The organism is Streptomyces sp. NPDC020965 (assembly GCF_044333555.1).
In the GTDB taxonomy this organism is placed as follows: domain Bacteria; phylum Actinomycetota; class Actinomycetes; order Streptomycetales; family Streptomycetaceae; genus Streptomyces.
The window spans coordinates 22,290-39,896 of sequence record NZ_JBIRRE010000002.1 but is presented as its reverse complement, the minus strand read 5'-3'; the positions used below and the strand labels follow the sequence as shown (position 1 = coordinate 39,896).

Sequence of the window (17,607 nt, the reverse complement as noted above, 5' to 3'; positions counted from 1 at the left end):
CTCTCGCCCTTCTCGTACCTCTTGTGACTGTTGTGCCTCTTGGTGCTTCTATTGCTCTTGGTGCTCTTGCTTGCTCTTGTGTCTCTGGTCAGCCGGTCGTACTTCCCGTGCCTGTCGTCAACCGGTCAGTGGGCCAGCAGCCCCTCCAGCAGGCTGTGGTCCGGCGGCATGTTCCTGGTCCGCGCCGCCGGGGAGCACCTCGGATCGAGGCGGAGCCGGGCCAGACTGCGGTTGGCGGTGCCCCAGGCGTACCAGGAACGGTTCTCCCAGGCGAGCTGCGGCGGGTTGTACCAGCCGTCGCCGAGGCCGCTGACGACCAACTCCGGCTCGGCCAGGTCCGGTCCGATCCGGTAGACCGAGCCGCCGAAGATCGACGCGTACACCTGGTCGCCGTGCACGCTCAGTTCGCCGTAGCTCGGCAGCCGGCCGGACCGCAGTACGGTCCTGGTCTCCAGGTCCATGGCGAACCAACTGCCCGCGAGCCTTTTGTAGAGCCCGTAGAGCACTCCGTCGTGCACGGTGATGTGCTGGAAGCTGGCGTACCCCTCGACCGGGGTGACCTCCCAGAGCACCTTGCGGCGGCGCAGGTCGAACGCGACGATCGTGGCGCTCGGGCGGGCCGGCGGCACGCTGCCGCCGCCCCAGGTGTCACCGGCCAGATAGACGATCCGGTGCCGGCCGTACTCCTCCTCCAGCGCGAGGGACATCACGGACTGGTTCTGGATGATGTCCTTGTGGACGGTGAGCCTGCGGCGTGACCGGTCCACGACGGTCAGCGCGCCCTTGAGCAGGCCGACCCCTGGCGCCGAAGCCACCAGCAGTTGGTCCTGGCCGGCGTCGTACGCCATGTCGGTGGGCCGCTGCTGGTCGTTCTCGATGAAGCCCAGCGAGCGCACCCGGCCCCGGTCCGGATCCAGCTCCAGCATTTCGGCGCTGGGGTACATCGCCGCGTACACCCGGCCGTGGACCACCTGGAGTTGTTTGGGCTCCCCGGCGACGCTGGTCCGCTTGACCGCGCCGGTCGCCGGACGGTGGGTGGTGATCGAGTAGTGGCCGCCGACGTGGACGGTCCCCCGGCTCCCGTACGCCATGGACTGCACCGGGTCGGGGCCGGAGAGACCGGCGTCGATCAGTTCCACTATGTCCGACCGGTTGCTGTCGAGATCCAGCCACCAGAGGCGGCCACTGCCCGCGCAGCCGAGGAGCGTACGGGCGTCCAGCGGCACCAGCGCGCGGTGTTCGTCGCCCGGGGTGGGGGCGGTGACCGGGACGAGGGTGGTGCCCTCGCGCCGGTAGACGGTGCCGGTGGGGCGGCCGACGCAGTAGAGCGTGCCGTCGGCCGTCATCGCCATGGCGTCTATCAACCGCTCGGCGGCGGGCGTCGGGATCACCCGCGCGTCGCTGCCGTCGGGTGCCATGTCGACCAGGGACCTGGTGAGTCCGGCGATCACCCGGCCACCGCGGGCGATCATGGCGGCGGCGCCGCCGTACGGGGTCGGGGTGATGTTCGTCTTCGCGCCGGTGGTGCGGTCGTACGCGACGACATAACCCGACGGCAGCGTGCCCGCGTAGACGTAATGGTCGTCGGCCGCGATGGCGCGCACGTACTGCTGACCCGCGACGGCGACACCGAGGTTGCGCAGCGTGCCGGTCGACGGCTTGTACTCCCAGACCTCGCCGCGCGGTGACGTGCCCGCGTACACGGTGCCGTCGGGTGCCGTGGTGAGGCACCAGACGAAGCCGCCGGCCGGACCGACGGTGCCGATGAGCCGCACCTCGCCGGAGACGGGGTCGAAACGGTAGATGTCCGGGAACGGATAGGTCCCGGCGTAGATCTGACCACCCGACACGGTGGTCGCCCAGCCACCCTCGCCCCGGTTGAGCCGAACGGCTCTGACCAGGGTCTTGGACGGCAGGTCGATCTCACCGAGTACGGGTGGGTTCTGCCCTCGGGCGACGACGTACGCCTTGTCGCCGAGGACCGACATGCTGACGATCGCGGCCGTCAGCGATGCGGTGCCGTGTGTCGTGATGGGGGTGCCCGAGCAGTGCGCGGGGGCACCTATGGCCGCCGCTCTACCGGCCGGGGCCTGGCCCCCCGCCGGGGCCGCTCCGGCCGATGGATCTGTGCCGGCGTGCGCCTGGGCCGGGCTGAGCAGCGCTCCCGCCCCGGACGCCAGGGTGAACCCGGCTCCGGCCTGCAATAACCGCCTGCGTTCCATGTGTCCTCCCCAGAGAGATTCGGACCACCGGGACACCATGCCCGCGCGGACCGCGCAGCGGAAGAAGCCGAACGAACCTCGCGTGGGCGGGCGTCGGATGAACAAACGCACGGAGGACGGCACAGGTTACGAATGGTCCTGTTTTCAGGTGTATTCAGGGGATATGGGGTTTCGTTCCGCACGGACGGCGCTTTCCCGTCGAAGCGAGGTGGCCGAAGAGCTGTACCACGAACAGGTTTTCGCAGCTCAGTAAGTAGTTCTCGATTGGACCACCCAAGATTGTCCATATGTCGGACGCCTCGCGGGGGTTCCGAGCACCCCGCCCGAGCTGCCCGAACGACCATTCGGTCACCCTCGGAATCGAAAGGGCGGCCGGAAAGCGGTGATCCACGTGCTTTCACTGTCCGCTTACGCAAGACTCCCGAGCGCAATCACCGACTCCCGGGGCGACCCCCGGGAACGAACCCTCGAAGCGAACCCTCGAAACGAAGGAGTCCCTCTCATGCGTCATCTGCGCGGCACGATCGCGGCGACCGCCGCCCTGGTGTTGAGCGGCACGGCGGCGGCCACGGCCCGGGCGGACCAGCCCGACGACACCGCCCTGTACGCCCCGTCCGCGGTGGTGCTCACCATCGGCAAGGGCTCGCCCGCCGAGGGCATCGCCGTCACCGTCGAGCGGGCGGTGACCCTCAGCTGCTCCCCCCGGGCGGAGGGCACCCACCCGTCGCCGGTCGCCGCCTGCCGTGAACTGCGCTGGGTGGACGGGCGCTTCGCCGATCTGCCGTCCCGACTGCCCGTCACGCTCTGCACCCGCGAGTGGGACCCGGTGACGGTCACGGCGGACGGCGCGTGGCGCGGCCAGCGGGTCGACTGGTCCGCCACCTACAACAACGGGTGCGAGATGGTGGCGAGCCTGGGCGAGGGCGCGGTCTTCGCCTTCTGACGGTCTCTCCCTCCGGCGGTCTCTCCTTCCGACCGCCCGGTGCACCCATCGCACCACCCCCCGAGTCCGGCGGCCCGAACCCCCCGCCCTGAGAACGGGAGCGGAGCCGTCGTCCGTACGGCAGCCCGACGGCCGGACACCCCCGCGGCCCGCACACCGGCGATCCCACCGCCGGGCGGGTCACAGCGAGGGCCGACCGGCCGCCGAACTCACCGGACACACTGAACTCGCCGGACTCACCGGACTCACCGGACTCACCGGACTCACCGGACTCACCGGACTCACCGATCGTGCAGCCGCTGCCGCCGCGGCTGCTTTCGGGCCCTGGCCCTCCCCGGCCCTTCCCGACCCTCCGGGGTCAGCCCATCCGCACATCGTCGAGGAACGGCTCGATCACCGCGTGCCACGCCTCCGGCCGGTCGTAGTGGAGCAGGTGGCCGGCGTCCGCCACCTCCGCATACACGCCCCGGGGCAGCACCCGCACCATCTCCTGGGCCTCAGCCCGGCCCAGCTCGCCGTCCAGCCCACGGACCACCAGGGCGGGGCACCGCACCTGCGCCAACTCCTCCCAATGGGCGTCGTACACCCAGGTCTCACGGGACTTCAGCATCTGCCGGCGGGAGAAGACGGGGCGCCAGCCGTCGGCGCCCTCGGCCATCACCTCGGCGTAGAACTCACCGCGCGCGGGGGTCGGGCGCTCCACCCAGGGGTCGTCCTCGCCGAACCACTTGCGGACGTCCGCCAAGGTCGCGAACGGCAGCGGCCAGGCCCGGAACCAGTCTTCCCACTCCCGCTGCGAGGCCGCGCCCAGCGCCGATGCGCGCATGTCACAGATGATCAGGGCCCGCACCAGATCGGGTCGCCTGGCCGCGAGCTGCCAGGCCGTGAGCGCGCCCATGGAGTGACCGATCAGCGTCACCGGGGCGAGGCCCAACTGCTCGATCGCGGCCTCCGCGTCGGCCACATACGCCTCGCGGGTGTAGGGACCGGCCAGCGGCTTCTCGCTGCGGCCGTGACCCCGCTGGTCGAGTGCGACGGCGCGCTGCCGTCCGGAGAGCCAGCGGGCCGTCGAGGCCCAGTGGGAGGCCCGGCCCATCAGTCCGTGCAGCAATAACACTCCCGGCGCGCCCTCCTGGTCGTCGTCCACCGCCGGATCGTCCCGGGCGCGCCCCTGGGGGGTGTCCCTCCCTCGGACGGCATCATCGCCCTTGTGCGGGTCCGCGAACTCCCAGGCGGCCAGGCGCACGCCGTCGGCCCCCACCACATCCATGCGCCGCGCCATCTGCCCGGCACCCCCTTCGCTCCCCCGGCCGTGGACCGACCTATCCAGCAGGTTATCGAACTCGTATTCGAAAGCATCGTTCTGCCGCGCAACACCCCTCGTTCGAGTGACCACACTCAGGGATTGGAGCCCGTCCCCGAGGGGAGATCTTCTGCGGGAGGCGGGCCGCTCGGGGAAGACGGTCCGAGGGGATTGACCCTGGGAGCTCGGGGCTCCGGGTCAGCACAGGGGAGGACAGGCCCCGGCGCTCAAGGGCGCCGGGGCCCTCGCACGTACCGGGCACCTCGCGCGTACCGCACCTCGCGCACGTACCAGGACCCTCTGGCGTACCTGACCTCGGACGCGGACGGGGGCCCTCTGGCCCACCGGGCGCCTCGGGGTACGGGCGGGCGGCGGAGGCGCGGGCGGTCGCGGGGCTGGTCGCCGGGCGCGGGGGCATCGATGGCCGGGGCGTCGGAGGCCGGGGCGTCGAGCGCCTGACTTTCGGACGCCGGGCAGTCGTGGGCCGGGCAGTCGTGGGCCGGGGCATCGTGCGCTCGGAGGTTGGGCGGTCGGCCGTCGGCGCGGCCCGGGCGCGAACAGGCGACGCGGTGGGATCGGGCAGCGCGGCGGGATCCGGCAGCGTGGCGCGATCGGACGGCTCAGGGGAACACGCGGCATCCGGGCCACGGACAGCGGCGCCGCGCGGATGAGTGCGCGGGGCGTACGAGGGGCGCAGCACCCTGATCCCTCCCCGGCCCTGGGTCATCTGCCTCGGCCCAGCCTCGCACGCGATTCGCCCCGGGCGCTGCGGTTCGGGACCTATCACTTCCGACGCCCAGGGCGCTTGGACCCACCCGGTCGCTCAAGGCGCTCCGGACCCCTGGCGCGCGCCGCGCGCGCCCCAGGCCCTCCCGGCACCATGCTCGCCGAGGGGCCTCGTACCCCCGTAATCCCGTCCGTCAGCCCTTGCGCGCGGCTCGCGGACGGTCCTGCTTGTCGTGCTCTCTAGCGCTTGGCCACGAAGACGTGCGAGGCGACGTCAGCGGCCAGCTCGGCGGCCTCGCCGCTGCTGCCCACCAGCACACCGCCCGCGGACTCCGTCACGCTCACCACGGAACCGGGCTGCACGCCCGCGCGCCGCAGTGTGTACATGAGCTGGGCGTCCGTCTGGATCGGCTCGCCGATCCGCCGCACGACGACGGTCTTGCCGTCCACGCCCGGGTCGAGGTCGGCCAGCGAGACCATGCCCTCGTCCAGGAACGGATCGGCCTCCGCCTTCTCACCCAGCTCCTCCAGGCCGGGAATCGGATTCCCGTAAGGAGACTCGGTGGGGTGACGCAGCAGCTCAAGCACCCGCCGCTCCACCGCCTCGCTCATCACATGCTCCCAGCGACATGCCTCGGCGTGGACCTGCTCCCACTCCAGGCCGATCACATCGACGAGGAGGCACTCGGCCAGCCGGTGCTTGCGCATCACGCGCGTGGCCAGCCTGCGGCCCTCGTCCGTCAGCTCCAGGTGCCGGTCCCCGGCGACCGTGACCAAGCCGTCCCGCTCCATACGGGCCACGGTCTGGCTGACCGTGGGACCGGATTGGTCGAGTCGCTCGGCGATACGGGCGCGCATGGGAACCACGCCTTCCTCTTCGAGTTCGAGGATGGTGCGGAGATACATCTCCGTGGTGTCGATCAGTCCGGACATACGTGCCCCTCGATAAATCGTGCGGTGCGGCCCCGAAGTCAATTCTTACGCATCCCGCTGACAACCGTGTCGCGCCGGGAGAAGCCAGTGTCCGTGACCGTATTGACAGGGCAATGGTCCAGACCGCAACGTGATCCGCGGCACGGGATATTCCCCGGCGCGCTCCGCGTTCCACACGTACCCGGGTTCGCGCGCTCAGCATCCGCGTTCCCGCACCCCGGAAAGGGCTCAATGATGAGCGAGAGCAAGCTGGCCGGTCAGTTCTTCGACGCCGCGATCGGTCTGCTGCAACGCGTACGGGACGAGGAGGCGGCGAGCATCGTCGCCTCGGGCGAGGCCATCGCGGACACGATCGCGGCGGGCGGGCGGCTCTTCGCCTTCGGCGCGGGGCACTCCTCACTGGCCGCGCAGGACGTCGTCTACCGGGCCGGCGGTTTCGCCGTGATGAATCTGCTGGCCGTCCCCGGCGCGGTGGGCGTCGATGTCATGCCGGCGACACTCGGTTCGGCCCTGGAGCGGGTGGACGGCCTCGCGGCGGCGGTGCTCGACACCAGCCCGGCGACCTCCGGCGACCTCCTGGTGATCATCTCCCTGTCGGGGCGGAACGCACTGCCCGTCGAGATGGCGCTGAACGCGAGGGCCCTCGGCCTCAAGGTCATCGGTGTGACCTCGGTGGCGTACGCGACGGGGACCAAGTCCCGGCACGTATCGGGCACCTTCCTCAAGGACCACTGCGACGTCGTCCTCGACTCCAAGATCGCAATCGGGGACGCGGAGCTGACGCACGAGGGCATCGAGGCCCCGTTCGCCCCCGCGTCGACCGTGGTGACCAGCGCGCTGATGCAGGCCACGATGGCCGTGGCGGCGGAGCGGCTGGTGGAGCGGGGCATCGAGCCGCCGCTGCTGCGGTCGGGGAACGTGGACGGTGGACACGAGTGGAACGGCCGGGTGATGACGGAGTACAAGGACCGGATCTTCTTCCGGCACTAGGTCGGGTAAGGCGCCGGGTCGGGTAAGGCGTCGGGTCGGGCGACGGAGCCGTCCAGGGCGCCGGGCAGGACGCCGGGCAGGTCACAGGGCCGTGCAGGTCACCAGGGCACGCAGGTCGTGTCCGGAGGGGCCGGGTGCGGGTCGGCTCAGGAGGCCGGGGGCGGACTCGTTCCTGAAGGGCCCGGGTCGGCCCCCCGGCTGAGGCCCATCACACGGTGGTGGCTTCCGCCCGGGGGCCGACTCGCGCCACGCACGCGCCGGGCCCCTCGCCGGGGGCCTGTCCGGGCGCGGTGCCGTCCGGGCGCGGTGCTCTCCGGGCGCGGTGCCGGGGCCCGACCCGCCCCGGGCTCGGCTCAGTGCGCCGGGCCGGACGGGGCGCCCCGCCCGCTCGTCGACGCCAGGTCGATGGCCGACGCCGCCAGCGCCGACATGCTCTCCGCGTGCGCCGCGTCCTCGCGCTGGAACGCCGGACGCGTCGGCCCGCGCAGAAAGGTGGCCACGCCCAGCGTCCTGCCCCGGCTCCGCAGCACCGTGCAGAGCGCGTGCACCATGCCTTCCGGCCACTGGAGCCGGTCCGACCAGTCCGGGAGGTCCGGGGCCGTCCCGGCGGCGTCCGGGGCGCTCGCCCGGACCGAGCCGCTGCGGTCGGCCGCCTGGAGCGCCGGATGGCCCGGGGGATAGCGCACCGGGATGCCGCCGCCCAGCACCGGGGCGCACGGACCCGGCGCGCCCGTCGGCGTCGCCGCCGCGCGGATCAGTCGGGCGCCGCCGTCCGGCACCAGCAGATCGATCAGCGCGTGATCGGCGAACCCGGCCAGCGCGAAGTCCAGACAGACCGTCGCCGCCTCCATCGGGTCCTCACACTCCGCCGCCGCCCGGCCCGCCCGGTGCAGTTGGCTGGCGCGGAACCGGATCCGATCCGCCTCCCGTTCGGCCAGTTTCGCCGCCGTGACGTCGTGGAAGAGCCAGCCGACGCCCAGCGGCACCGGCTCCTCCGCGAGCGGCGAGGCCAGCCGGAGGAATCCACTCCGCCAGCATCTGCGCCGCTCGCCCTCGGGGCCGTCCGCCAGCGTCACCCACACCTCGCCGAGCCCGCGCGGCGTCCCCTCCACGAGCACGTGGTGGAGCGCGCCCTCCAGTTGTTCCACGCCGTGTTCCAGTAACTCTCCGAGCGGCCGGCCGAGCGGCGCGGTGCGGCCGGCGCCGAGCGCGCGGGCCGCGTAGCCGTTGACGACGGTAGGCCGCAGATCGACATCGACGAGGACGACCCCCCATGACGCGTCGTCGAACAGCGCCTCGCTCAGCCCGATCGACCGCTCCAGATCGATCTGCGCGTGCACCTCGCTGAACGCGCAGTACACCCCCGCGGGAGCGCCGTCGGCGCCGAGCACCCGCGCCGACTGGATCCGGACGAGCACCCGGCCGCCGTCCTTGCGGAGCAGCGCGAACTCGTGCACCTGGCGCCCCGGCGCGTCCATGGTGGCCATCAGCCGCGTCTCGACCTCACCGGCGTCGGCCCCGCGCGCCGCCCAGCCGGCGAATCCGCGCCGCCCGACGGCCTCGTCGGGCGACCAGCCGAGGACCCGCTCGGCCTCCCGGTTCCAGTGGGTGACGGTGCCGCCCGCGTCGAACGCGCAGAGCGCCGCGTCCATCCCGTCCAGCAGCGCCGCGAGCAACTCCGCACCCGCGCCGGCCCCCGGCACCAGGGGGTCGGGCTCATCGGGCCCGAGGGCGTTGGCGGTCCCACTCTTCGAAGCTGTCATCCCGGCCCCCGTACAGGAAGCGTCCGCGCGATTTGATGCACGTCCGATCATTCAACTCGAACGTGACGCACGACACATGGGGTTCCGGCAAATCACCCGGCCGTTCAGGGTCTTTCGCTTGGATCAGGCTGGGTTAGTGAGCGGGGTCTGGTGCATGGGGCCTCCCCGGGCCGCAGGGCCGAGGGGACGCATCGCAAGGCGGAGGATGGGGGCACCTCCCGGCCGGAGGCTGGGGGAGAGTCAACGCGGTGGGGGTACCTCCCGTGCCCGCCAGGGCACAGGGTGGGGGTACCTCCCGTGCCCGCAGGGCTACGGGGGCCCGTTGGCGACTGACGACAACGCGGCGAGGTGCGGTGCCAGGGCACGCGAGCCCAGCCTGATCCAAGCGAGAGGCCCTAATTCGGTTGAACCGGTCCCCCGGCGTTCCTAGGCTGTGGTCACACACGAAAGGAGGTGGTTCGGCCGATGTACTCAATCCGGACGCGTGAGGTGACTGCGGGCTAAGGGCCTGCCGTCGCACTCTGTGCAGTCGGCGGGCCTCCCGCCGCAATCCAAGCAGTCACCGACCCGTGGGCTCCGCCGGTAAGTCCGGCCGGCTCCTCCGCGCGCGAGGAGGATCCAGGAGCCCACGGGTTTCTGCGTTCCCACGCCCCCTGCCTCCGCCCGCTGCACCGCCTCCGCCCGCTGTGCCCCCGCGCACCGGCCCGCACCGGGCGCCACGGCGGGCGTACGGGGCCGCTCGGCGTACGAGGGCCGCTCACACCCGCGAGTCCGCCACGGGCCGCACGGGGATCGCACCAGCTCGTACCCGGCCGTACGGGATGTTCACAGCCGTACGGGACCCTCAGGGCGCCAGTCGTTCGACGCGCCAACCCGCGCCCGGCCCCGCGATCGCATCCTCAGCCCCACCCGTCGCCACGGTCCCGTCCGCACCCATGAGCGGCAGCGGCACGTACCGCAGCCGGTCGTGCAGCCTGTTCTCATGGCCCTGCCAGAACTCCACCGTCTCCGGTACGACCCTGATCCCGCCCCACTCGGGAGGCGCCGGGACCGGCGCGTCCTCCGGGTAGCGGTCCGCGAGCCGCTCGTACCGGCTGAGCAGTTCCTCCCGGGAGCCGATCACCGACGACTGTTCGCTCGCCCACGCGCCGAGTTGGGAGCCGTGCGGACGGCTGCGGAAGTACGCCACCGTCTCCTCGCGCCCGATCCGCGCCGCCGTGCCCGTGACGATGATCTGACGGGCGATCGGATGCCAGGGGAACAGCAGGGAGACATGGCCGTTGGCCGCGATCTCGCGGCCCTTGCGGGAGGTGTAGTTCGTGAAGAAGACGAAGCCCTCGGAGTCGTACCGCTTCAGCAGTACTGTGCGCGAGGACGGGCGGCCGTCCGGGGTGGCGGTGGCGACGATCATGGCGTTCGGTTCGTGCAGACCCGCCGCCGTGGCCTCCCGGAACCAGTGGGCGAACTGATCCATCGGGGTCGGGGCGAGATCCGTCTCCAGGAGCGGGGTGGAGCGGTACTGCTCCCTCATGACGGCGGGATCCGGGGCGGCGGGCCGGGCGGCTGATGCAGCCGGGACAGCCGAGGCACCCGGGACGGCCGGGGCGGGGCGAACGGTGGCCGGAACGCCGTTGGCGGCGGGATCCGGGATGGCGGCTTCTTCGGTCACCTGTTCATCCTGCCGCAGCGGCCCAGTCTGCCCGGCACCACATGCGGTTAATCCTTACCGGGCGGATCGTGGCACTGTGCCTGTTCTCACGCTTCCCCGCACCCCCCGGACCCGCCAAAATCTTGGGTCCGGTCCCTGTCGCGCCCTCATGGCGCGGGGCGCTCGTGCCAGGAGCGGCCCGGCGTCGCAGCGTGGGACGCGTTGCGCGGGACGACGGGCCGGGACCGATCGCACCGGGACCGTATCCACCATGAGGAGCCGCCTGATGTCCGACTTCGTACCTGGGCTCGAAGGAGTCGTCGCGTTCGAGACGGAGATCGCCGAACCCGACAAGGAAGGCGGTGCGCTCCGCTACCGGGGAGTGGACATCGAGAATCTGGTCGGCCATGTCTCCTTCGGGAACGTGTGGGGCCTCCTCGTCGACGGCGCCTTCGAACCGGGGCTGCCGCCCGCCGAGCCGTTCCCCATCCCGGTGCACTCCGGCGACATCCGGGTGGACGTGCAGTCCGCGCTGGCGATGCTCGCCCCCGTGTGGGGGCTGAAACCCCTGCTCGACATCGACGCGGACCAGGCCCGCGACGATCTCGCGCGGGCGGCGGTCATGGCCCTCTCCTACGTGGCGCAGAGCGCCCGGGGCCAGGGGCTGCCGATGGTGCCGCAGCGGGAGATCGACACGGCCAGGTCGGTGGTCGAACGGTTCATGATCCGCTGGCGCGGTGAGCCGGACCCGCGCCATGTGAAGGCCGTGGACGCCTACTGGACCTCCGCCGCCGAACACGGCATGAACGCGTCCACCTTCACCGCCCGGGTCATCGCCTCCACCGGCGCGGACGTCGCCGCCGCGCTGTCCGGCGCGGTCGGCGCCATGTCGGGGCCCCTGCACGGTGGCGCGCCCTCCCGGGTCCTCGGGATGATCGAGGAGATCGAGCGGACCGGGGACGCGGGCGCGTACGTGCGCCGGGCGCTGGACAACGGCGAGCGGCTGATGGGCTTCGGCCACCGGGTCTACCGCGCCGAGGACCCCCGGGCCCGGGTGCTGCGCCGCACGGCCCGGGAGCTGGACGCGCCGCGCTACGAGGTCGCGGAGGCGCTGGAGAAGGCGGCGCTGGACGAACTGCGCAACCGGCGCCCGGACCGGGTGCTGGCGACGAACGTGGAGTTCTGGGCGGCGATCGTGCTGGACTTCGCGGAGGTCCCGGCGCACATGTTCACGTCGATGTTCTCCTGCGCGCGCACGGCCGGCTGGTCGGCGCACATCCTGGAGCAGAAGCGGACCGGGCGGCTGGTGCGGCCGTCGGCGCGGTACGTGGGGCCGGGGGAGCGGGATCCCCGGGAGATCGCCGGGCACGGGGAGATCGACGCCATCACGCACTGAGGGCCTCCTCCGGGGCGCCGGCAGCCGGCGCCCCTGGGCGGGGGCAACCACCGCGCGCGGGTGCCCCGGCGCCGGTTCCGGTGTGCCGTGCCTGCTGTACCCGCTGTGGTGGCGCGCGGGCCGTGCGTGCCTGCGGGGCGGGCCTCGGGCCTCGGGCCTCGGGGTCAGACAGACAGACAGAAGTCGGACCTCGGGGTCAGACGGACAGAAGTCGGATCCGCCCGCCGCACAGCCGGGCCATATCGTCCAGATCGGACGTCACCATCATGACCGGGCCCGGCTGGCGCAGCGCCATCTCCGCGACGGTCGCGTCGACCGCGTACTTCTGACCGTGCAGTCCAGTCGCCTTCAGCAGCCGGGCGGCGGCCTTCGCGGACTCCTCCGTGGCCGTCTCCACCCTCGTGCGCGACAGCAGCCGGTCCAGCCTGTTCAGGCTCACCCGGGCGTGCATGACCTCGACGACGGTGTTGGCGCCCACGACCAGCTCGGCGCCCCTCCGGTGAAAGACCTTGATCATCGCCGTGACCTTCCGGTCCTGCGCGATCCAGGCCGACAGGCCGTCCGAGTCCAGAACGACGGTATTGATGCTCACGCCGCCCTCGCCACCGAGCCGTCGGGAACCTCGGGAGTCTCGGGAGTCTCGCGGGTCTCGTGGGCCTTGGGAGTCCCGGCAGTCCCGGCAGTCCCGGCAGTCCCGGGGTTCATCGCCGCGTCGATCCGCGCCTGCGCCTCCGCGATCTCCTCCGCGGTGAAGGCGCCGTGCTCCTCCTCGTAGCGATCCAGCTCCGCGCCGAGCAACTCGTGCCGTATCTGCCGGGCGACCGCTTCGGCCACGTAAGCGGACACGTTGTCCGTCAGCTTCTTCAGCTCCGCGACCTGATCATTGGGGAGCGTCACGGTGATGCGCGTGGTCTCTGCCATATGACCAACATACCGCAGTATGCGCGTTCGACCGGGGACCGATTGTTCGACCGGACCATCACCCGAGGGCCTCCTCCAACAGCCCCGCCCACTGCCGCACCACCCGCTCCCGCCGCGCCCCGTCATCCGTCAGCAGATTGGCCAGACCCAACCCCCGGGCCAGGTCCAGAAAGCCCTGAACGGTCTCCCGGACCCCCGGCCGGGACTCGTCCACGCCCAGCAGCCGCACCGCGATGTGGTGGGTCTCCCGGCCCAGCCTGGCCTCCAGTTCGGTGACCCGGGCGTGCAACTGCTCCTCGTCGGACGCCGCCACCCACAGATGCAGCGCCGCCCGGAACAGCGGTCCCGTGTAGAGGTCGACCAGGGCCGTCATCACCTCCGCCCGGTCCTGGCGTGGCAGCGCCCGCAGCGCCCGCGAGCGCTGTTCGGCCACGTACTCCACCGCCGCCGTGAACAGGTCCTCCCGGGTGGGGAAGTGGTGCTGCGCCGCCCCCCGGGAGACACCCGCCCGCTCGGCGACCACCGAGACCGTGGAGCCCGCCCAGCCGTGGTCGTCCAGACAGGCCACGGCGGCCTCCAGCAGTCGCTGTCGGGTGGCCCGGCTGCGGGTCTGCTTCGGGGCGTTGGGGGGCGCTACAGCTCCCATATCGGCGCCCGTCGTTCGAGGAAGGCGGTCACGCCCTCCCGTGCCTCCGGCGATGCGAACAGGGACGCCGCCCGCTGGACCAGCTCCTCCGCGTCCCGGTCGAAGGCTTCCAGCACCCTGGCCGTGAGCAGCCGTTTCGCCGCCGCCAGCCCGAGCGGCGACGCCTTGCGCAGGCCCGCCAGGAGGGGGGCGAGCGCCGCGTCCGCGTCGTCGGCCGCGAGGGTGAGCAGCCCGATCCGCGCCGCCTCCGCCGCGTCGAACCGCTCCCCGGTGAGGTAGTAGCGCTCCGCCGCCCGGGGCTCCAGCCTCGGCAGCAGGGGCAGCGAGATCACCGCCGGCGCGACTCCGATCCGTACCTCGGTGAAGGCGAAGTCCGACCCGGTGGCGCCCACCGCCATATCGCAGGCGCCGAGCAGTCCGAGACCACCGGCCCGCGCCTTGCCGGTCACCCGTGCCACCACCGGTTTCGGCAGGTCGACCAGTGCGCGCAGCAGTTCCACGAAGGTGTACGGGCTCGGTGGGGCCTTCAGATCGGCGCCGGCGCTGAACACCGGCCCGGTGTGGGTGAGCAGCACGGCCCGTACGGCGTCGTCCCGCCCGCACTCCGCCAGGGCCGCCGACAACTCGCCCACCAGCCGCGCCGACAGGGCGTTGCGGTTGGCGGGCGAGTCCAGCGTCAGGGTGGCGATACCGCGTTCGCACGCGGTGGTGACCAGAGGCGTCATAGGTTCTCCCGGTCTCTCAGCTCTCGTCGCAGGATCTTCCCCGAAGCCGCCCGTGGCACCCCACCGATGAAGGAGACCCGCCGGATCTTCTTGTACGGGGCGACCCGGGCGGCGACGAACGCCATCACCTCGTCCCCGGTGACCGCTTCGGCGCCCGGCTGCCGGACGATGTACGCCTTGGGGATCTCGGCGCCGTCCGCGTCGTACACGCCGATCACCGCCGCGTCCGCGATGGACTCGTGGGTGAGCAGCAGCGCTTCCAGTTCGGCCGGCGCGACCTGGAAGCCGTTGTATTTGATGAGTTCCTTGACCCGGTCGACGACGTACAGCCAGCCGTCCGCGTCGACCCGGCCGACGTCCCCGGTGCGCAGCCAGCCGTCCGCGTCGATCATCGCGGCGGTCGCGTCGGGGCGGCCCAGGTAGCCGCGCATCAACTGCGGTCCGCGAATCGCTATCTCGCCCTCCTCGCCGACCCCGACGCAGGTCTCCGGATCGTCCAGGGACAGCAGCCGCATCTCCGTGGAGGCGACCAGTTTGCCGACGGTGCCGGGCGGTGGGTCCACCGCGTCGAGCGGCACGGCATGGGTACCGGGCGAGAGCTCCGTCATGCCGTACGCCTGCCCGATGGGCGGCAGTCCGAGCCGTCGCGAGCAGGCGAGGGCGAGTTCGGCGTCGAGCGGGGCGGCGGCGCAGATGATGTGCTCCAGCGAGGAGAGGTCGTACCGGGTGACCGCCGGGTGCTTGGCGAGCGCGAGCACGATCGGCGGGGCCACGCAGAGCAGGGTGATGCGGTGTTTCTCGATCGCCGCGAGGAATGTGTCCAGCTCGAACCGGGAGAGGACGACGACGGTCGCGCCCTGCCGCAGCGGCGCGTTCATCAGCGCGGTCAGCCCGTAGATGTGGAAGAACGGCAGTACGGCGAGGACGCGTTCGCCGGCCTCCATCGGGACCAGTGGGTGGAGCTGGGCGAGGTTGGTGGCGATGGAGCGGTGGGTGAGCATGACGCCCTTGGGGACGCCGGTGGTGCCGGAGGAGTACGGGAGGACGGCGATGTCCCGGGCCGGGTCGATGGTGACGACCGGTTCGGGCGCGGTGGAGCCGAGCATGTCGAGGACGCTGGCGTGCCCGTCGGCGCGGTCGCAGACGAAGATCTCCTCGATCCCGGCGACCAGTTCGGCCGCCCTGCGGGCCACTTCGAGGAGGGGGGACACGGTGACGATCCAGCGGGCGGAGGAGTCACGGAGCTGCTTGGCGAACTCCTCGGCCGTGGCCAGCGGATGGACGGTCGTGACGGAGGCGCCCGCCCGGGTCGCCCCGTAGAAGACGCCGGGGTAGGCAACCGTGTTGGGGCTGTGCAGCGCCAGCACATCGCCCTTGCGCAGCCCGGCGTCGGCGAGGGCGGCGGCGATCCGGCGGTGGAAGTGGTCGAGCTGGGCGTAGCTGACGGTGGTGCCGTTGACTCCGTCGATCAGGGCGGTGGAGTCGCCGTACTGGGCGGCGTGGCCGAGTACGGCCTGATGGATCGGTTCGGTGACCGGCGAGATGTCGGCGTACTGGCTGCGGAACATCATGAGAGCCCCCTCGCTGTGCGGACGGACGGCCCCGTGTGGGTGTGCGGGTGGTGTGCGGGTGTGCTGACGCGCCGGTGTGCGGAGTGCGGATACCCGGGTGCCCGGATAGCCGGATACCCGGCTGCACAGAGGTGCGGACGGGCTGACGCGTTCCGTGTGCCGGCGATCGGCCGGGCGCCACCGGGTGCCGGGTACCGGGTGACGCAGGCCAAGTGCCGGGCTGCGGATTACGGGACGTACGGGCGGGGCCGTCATTGCGGACGTGCCGTGCGGGACGAGTGGTACGGGCGGTGCTAGTGGTGCTGGTGGTGCTGGCGGTACTTGTCGTACGGGCGGTGCGAGTGGTGCTGGCAGTACTTGTCGTACGGGCGGTGCCGGTTGTACGGGCGGTGCCGGTTGTACGGGGTCGGGTGGTGCGCCGTTGTGCGGTGCGGGGCGCGCACCCGTGGTGCGGGATACCCGTTCCGTACCGCGGGCAACGTTTCCCGGCCCGCCAGAATCGCCGCTGTCAGTACGACTTGGGGAGACCCAGGGACTGATGGGATACGTAATTCAAGATCATCTCGCGGCTCACCGGTGCGATTCTGGCCACCCGGGACGCCGCGATGAGCGGGGCGAGCCCGTACTCCCGGGTGAGGCCGTTGCCCCCGAGCGTCTGTACGGCCTGGTCGACGGCCTTCGCGCATGCCTCACCCGCCGCGTACTTGGCCATATTGGCGGCCTCGCCCGCGCCGGCGTCGTCACCCGAGTCGTAGAGCGCCGCCGCCTCCCGCATCATCAGCCCGGCCAGCCGGAGTTCGATCAGGGACTGCGCGAGCGGGTGGGCGATGGCCTGGTGGGCGCCGATGGGAGTCCCCCAGACCTGGCGCTCCTTCGCGTACGCCACGGCCTTGGCGAGGGCGTACCGGCCCATGCCGATGGCGAAGGCGGCGGTCATGACGCGCTCCGGGTTGAGCCCGGCGAAGAGCTGGAGCAGACCGGCGTCCTCGTCGCCGACGAGGGATTCGGCGGGCAGCCGCACCTCGTCCAGGACCAGTTCGAACTGCTTCTCGTGGGCCCGCAGCTCCATCTCGATCGGGGTGCGGTGGAACCCTTCGGTGTCGCGCGGGACGATGAACAGACACGGCTTGAGCCGGCCGGTACGGGCGTCCTCGGTCCGGCCGACGATCAGCGTCGCGTCGGCGATGTCCACACCCGAGATGAAGACCTTGCGGCCGGTGAGGGACCAGCCGTCGGCGGTCCGCCGGGCCGTGGTGGTGATCCGGTGCGCGTTGGACCCCGCGTCGGGCTCGGTGATGCCGAAGGCCATGGTGCGGCTGCCGTCGGCGAGGCCGGGGAGCCAGGCCCGCTTCTGCTCCTCGGTGCCGAAGCGGGCTATCACGGTGCCGCAGATGGCGGGCGAGACGACCATCATGAGCAGGGGGCAGCCGGCCGCGCCCAGTTCCTCCAGGACGAGGGAGAGTTCGGCGAGGCCGCCGCCCCCACCGCCGTACTCCTCGGGGAGGTTGACCCCGAGATAGCCGAGCTTCGCCGTCTCGGCCCAGAGCCGCGCCCGGTCGAAGCCGGGGCCGTGCCGCTGGCCGAGTGCGGCGACGGCGGCGCGCAGGGCCTGGTGCTCCGGGGTCTCGGTGCTGCTGCTCATGGGTCTCCTCCTGGTCGGTCGCCTGGTCGGTCGCTTGGTCGCCCCCGGTCGAGTACGGGGGTGGGATGCCGGGCGGGCGCCTTGTCGGGTGGTGGTGGCCGGGTGTGCTCCTGTTGCCGTGGTGCGGGTGCTTGTGTGGAGGCTTGTGCGGGGTGGGGGGCTTGTGTGGGTGGGCCTG

General features: G+C 72.0%; 14 protein-coding genes and 1 pseudogene. 3 read left to right on the top strand and 12 right to left on the bottom strand.

Annotated features, from left to right (window positions below; genetic code table 11):
- Positions 1 to 125 precede the first annotated feature (125 nt).
- Positions 126 to 2,222 carry a hypothetical protein gene (locus ACH4S7_RS07050; RefSeq protein WP_398520094.1) on the bottom strand — a complete coding sequence of 699 codons (2,097 nt, stop codon included), beginning with the start codon at positions 2,220 to 2,222 and terminating at the stop codon, positions 126 to 128.
- 502 nt (positions 2,223 to 2,724) lie between these two features.
- On the opposite strand from ACH4S7_RS07050, the gene ACH4S7_RS07045 reads away from it, so the two are divergent.
- Positions 2,725 to 3,165: an SSI family serine proteinase inhibitor gene (locus tag ACH4S7_RS07045; RefSeq protein ID WP_398520093.1), complete on the top strand. Its 441-nt coding sequence runs from the start codon at positions 2,725 to 2,727 to the stop codon at positions 3,163 to 3,165.
- A gap of 358 nt (positions 3,166 to 3,523) precedes the next feature.
- Here ACH4S7_RS07045 and ACH4S7_RS07040 read toward each other — a convergent pair whose 3' ends face one another.
- Both ACH4S7_RS07040 and ACH4S7_RS07035 read right to left on the bottom strand, forming a co-directional pair.
- Positions 3,524 to 4,447 (bottom strand): alpha/beta fold hydrolase, encoded by a 924-nt coding sequence (locus ACH4S7_RS07040; RefSeq protein ID WP_398520092.1) that lies wholly within the window; start codon positions 4,445 to 4,447, stop codon positions 3,524 to 3,526.
- Positions 4,448 to 5,434: 987 nt separating this feature from the next.
- Positions 5,435 to 6,127, bottom strand: coding sequence for a metal-dependent transcriptional regulator (locus ACH4S7_RS07035; protein WP_398520091.1), 693 nt, complete (start codon positions 6,125 to 6,127; stop codon positions 5,435 to 5,437).
- A 234-nt stretch (positions 6,128 to 6,361) separates the two neighbouring features.
- Between ACH4S7_RS07035 and ACH4S7_RS07030 the strand changes: the two genes are divergently transcribed.
- Positions 6,362 to 7,117 (top strand): SIS domain-containing protein, encoded by a 756-nt coding sequence (locus ACH4S7_RS07030; RefSeq protein ID WP_398520090.1) that lies wholly within the window; start codon positions 6,362 to 6,364, stop codon positions 7,115 to 7,117.
- A gap of 353 nt (positions 7,118 to 7,470) precedes the next feature.
- Here the strand turns inward: ACH4S7_RS07030 and ACH4S7_RS07025 are convergent, their stop codons facing one another.
- Both ACH4S7_RS07025 and pdxH read right to left on the bottom strand, forming a co-directional pair.
- Entirely contained in the window at positions 7,471 to 8,880 is a 1,410-nt protein-coding gene (locus tag ACH4S7_RS07025; RefSeq protein WP_398520089.1) for a PAS domain-containing protein, read from the bottom strand.
- Between the two features lie 844 nt (positions 8,881 to 9,724).
- Entirely contained in the window at positions 9,725 to 10,411 is a 687-nt protein-coding gene (gene pdxH / locus ACH4S7_RS07020; protein ID WP_398520689.1) for a pyridoxamine 5'-phosphate oxidase, read from the bottom strand.
- A gap of 403 nt (positions 10,412 to 10,814) precedes the next feature.
- On the opposite strand from pdxH, the gene ACH4S7_RS07015 reads away from it, so the two are divergent.
- On the top strand, positions 10,815 to 11,924 hold the full coding sequence (locus tag ACH4S7_RS07015; protein WP_398520088.1) for a citrate synthase 2: 1,110 nt from the start codon (positions 10,815 to 10,817) through the stop codon (positions 11,922 to 11,924).
- Between the two features lie 196 nt (positions 11,925 to 12,120).
- Here ACH4S7_RS07015 and ACH4S7_RS07010 read toward each other — a convergent pair whose 3' ends face one another.
- The 7 genes and pseudogenes from ACH4S7_RS07010 to ACH4S7_RS06980 all read right to left on the bottom strand — a co-directional run bounded on the left by ACH4S7_RS07010 (position 12,121) and on the right by ACH4S7_RS06980 (position 17,429).
- Positions 12,121 to 12,516 (bottom strand): DNA-binding protein, encoded by a 396-nt coding sequence (locus tag ACH4S7_RS07010; protein ID WP_398520087.1) that lies wholly within the window; start codon positions 12,514 to 12,516, stop codon positions 12,121 to 12,123.
- Positions 12,517 to 12,602: 86 nt separating this feature from the next.
- Positions 12,603 to 12,845: pseudogene (locus tag ACH4S7_RS07005) on the bottom strand (hypothetical protein); the annotation flags it as partial.
- 58 nt (positions 12,846 to 12,903) lie between these two features.
- Positions 12,904 to 13,491 (bottom strand): TetR/AcrR family transcriptional regulator, encoded by a 588-nt coding sequence (locus tag ACH4S7_RS07000; RefSeq protein WP_398520086.1) that lies wholly within the window; start codon positions 13,489 to 13,491, stop codon positions 12,904 to 12,906.
- Complete coding sequence (locus ACH4S7_RS06995) at positions 13,479 to 14,216, bottom strand: enoyl-CoA hydratase family protein (protein WP_398520085.1); 738 nt, start codon at positions 14,214 to 14,216, stop codon at positions 13,479 to 13,481. Before ACH4S7_RS06995 ends, ACH4S7_RS07000 begins: the two co-directional genes overlap by 13 nt.
- Positions 14,213 to 15,784, bottom strand: coding sequence for a 4-coumarate--CoA ligase family protein (locus ACH4S7_RS06990; protein WP_398520688.1), 1,572 nt, complete (start codon positions 15,782 to 15,784; stop codon positions 14,213 to 14,215). The genes ACH4S7_RS06995 and ACH4S7_RS06990 overlap by 4 nt, the downstream gene beginning before the upstream one ends.
- A gap of 296 nt (positions 15,785 to 16,080) precedes the next feature.
- Positions 16,081 to 16,230 carry a hypothetical protein gene (locus tag ACH4S7_RS06985; RefSeq protein WP_398520084.1) on the bottom strand — a complete coding sequence of 50 codons (150 nt, stop codon included), beginning with the start codon at positions 16,228 to 16,230 and terminating at the stop codon, positions 16,081 to 16,083.
- Between the two features lie 65 nt (positions 16,231 to 16,295).
- The gene (locus tag ACH4S7_RS06980) at positions 16,296 to 17,429 is read right to left on the bottom strand and encodes an acyl-CoA dehydrogenase family protein (protein WP_398520083.1); all 1,134 of its coding nucleotides are present in this window, start codon (positions 17,427 to 17,429) and stop codon (positions 16,296 to 16,298) included.
- Positions 17,430 to 17,607: the final 178 nt, after the last annotated feature.